Raw genomic sequence first — 1,671 nt, forward strand, 5'->3', positions numbered from 1 at the left:
GGTTCAACTTATTTGTTAATCAGCTAATGCAAGACTCGCTAACCTGCGAAGGCAGATTTTGTTTAGCGACAGATTTCAATCTGTCGTCTCATTTGAGAATGAAACAGCCCTGCCCCATCCCCCAATCTCTCTATAGCTCATAGATCGGTTGGAAAGACTACTGGTGCGGTAGAGATAAACTTTCCCAACAGTTATCTTTTGTCTCTTACCTCTTAACTTTTCCTAGCCGATCTGTTACTGTTGCCAAGCTGGTGTAAGTTATAGGTATGAGATGGGAGAAAACGTTTTTTGCCAACACCGTGTAAAAATAACAATAAAACCCTTATTTTGAAGTTGAATGCTTAATCCCGGCGACGCCGAGATTTTAAATTTCCTTGAACAACTCCAGCTAGCTCGCAACGTGGCGGCTGGCTTAAGGTGCTATCGTCTGAGAACCATGTCCTTACACTTCGGACGATGGCTCAAATTAGATAAAACTCAACTGCGCCAGCTTGTTTTTTTGTCATATTGCCACGGTTTAGGTAAAATTGGTCTGCCTGACGCTGTGTTGCTCAATGCAGGTTCCTTAAACGAAGAGGATTGGGCGAAGGTGCGAGAGTACCCAGAAATTTCAGCACTCATCTGCAATCAGCTTCCAGTATTAAGAGAATTTGCTCCCTTAGTCCGCTCTCATCAAGAAAGAATCGATGGTACGGGTTATCCGGATGGGTTAAAAGGTGAGAAAATCCCCTTCATCGTGCAAGTCTTTCAGCTTGTCAATATAGCGGATGCCATTATCAGCAAGCGCTTATATCGCAGCCGCGACGGCTCGGCAACGGATCGCCGCTATTGGCTTCAGGCGGTTGAAGAGATTACCAGAGAAATGGAGGCAAAAGCTAGAGATCCGGAACTTTGTGAGAAGTTTTTCCGGTTTCTCGAACTTTTCTATCAGGGTGGTACTTGAAGTGGCTCGCTACTTCAAACTACCTTCTGACTACCCAAACTAACTTCCATCTCACTATCTGATAGAGGAGTACGAAAACAAAGATATAATAAAGCCCCAATTAAAGGTAGCAATACCACCACCCAATATAAAGGAGAGTTTGTCATCCCACGCCGCGCCATATCATCCCCCAAAATTGCGGGAAATAACAAACTCAACATGCAGAAATCTAAACTCATGACATGAATAAATTTACTAGTTTGCCATTGAGCAATAAAATTACCCCAATTCCCTTGAGTTAAGCCAAAACATAATAGGGCAAAAGTGGCTAAACTGAGAGCAACTCCTAGCCAACGAGAATCTAAAAATTTCAGAAAAATATCCTTGGCCCCAGTAAACTTCTGGTTGGGTTGGCGTAGTGCTAAATAAGGTAATATGGCAAAGGCTCCCACACCAAAAGAAGCAGTGGCAAAAGCCCATGCGGGAATCTTTTGTCCCCTGCCATCGCTAAATAATACGGCGGCATAAATCAGAGGCCATATTCCCATAATATTAAATAGGGTAAGAATTAAAGGATTGATCCCTTCCCAGTTACCAATGGACATATTTTTGATGAGTTCAAACGTGTCAGGTTGGTTGGGAGGTGAAAGGAGAAATCCGTAGGCGATCAAGCCAATCCAAATTAACCAAAATGCCATGTTTTTTCTTAGGGAGTAGGGGTGGGGAGTGGGGAGTAGGGAGTAGGGAGT

The 1,671-nt window shown here is 43.6% G+C and carries 2 protein-coding genes; one reads left to right on the forward strand and one right to left on the reverse strand.

Going from position 1 to position 1,671, the window contains the following annotated elements:
* Positions 1-337: 337 nt before the first annotated feature.
* Positions 338-943 (forward strand): HD-GYP domain-containing protein, encoded by a 606-nt coding sequence (locus tag NJ959_RS29155; RefSeq protein ID WP_373693738.1) that lies wholly within the window; start codon positions 338-340, stop codon positions 941-943.
* A gap of 14 nt (positions 944-957) precedes the next feature.
* Here NJ959_RS29155 and NJ959_RS29160 read toward each other — a convergent pair whose 3' ends face one another.
* Positions 958-1,620 (reverse strand): DUF2834 domain-containing protein, encoded by a 663-nt coding sequence (locus NJ959_RS29160; protein WP_254015256.1) that lies wholly within the window; start codon positions 1,618-1,620, stop codon positions 958-960.
* Positions 1,621-1,671 lie beyond the last annotated feature (51 nt).

Source organism: Limnofasciculus baicalensis BBK-W-15 (assembly GCF_024178385.1).
In the GTDB taxonomy this organism is placed as follows: domain Bacteria; phylum Cyanobacteriota; class Cyanobacteriia; order Cyanobacteriales; family Coleofasciculaceae; genus Limnofasciculus; species Limnofasciculus baicalensis.

What these genes read in the sequence shown, in the direction of transcription:
- NJ959_RS29155 (WP_373693738.1), top strand. Translation starts at nt 338, where the DNA reads ATGCTTAATCCCGGCGACGCCGAGATTTTAAATTTCCTTGAACAACTC.
- NJ959_RS29160 (WP_254015256.1), bottom strand. Translation starts at nt 1,620, where the DNA reads ATGGCATTTTGGTTAATTTGGATTGGCTTGATCGCCTACGGATTTCTC.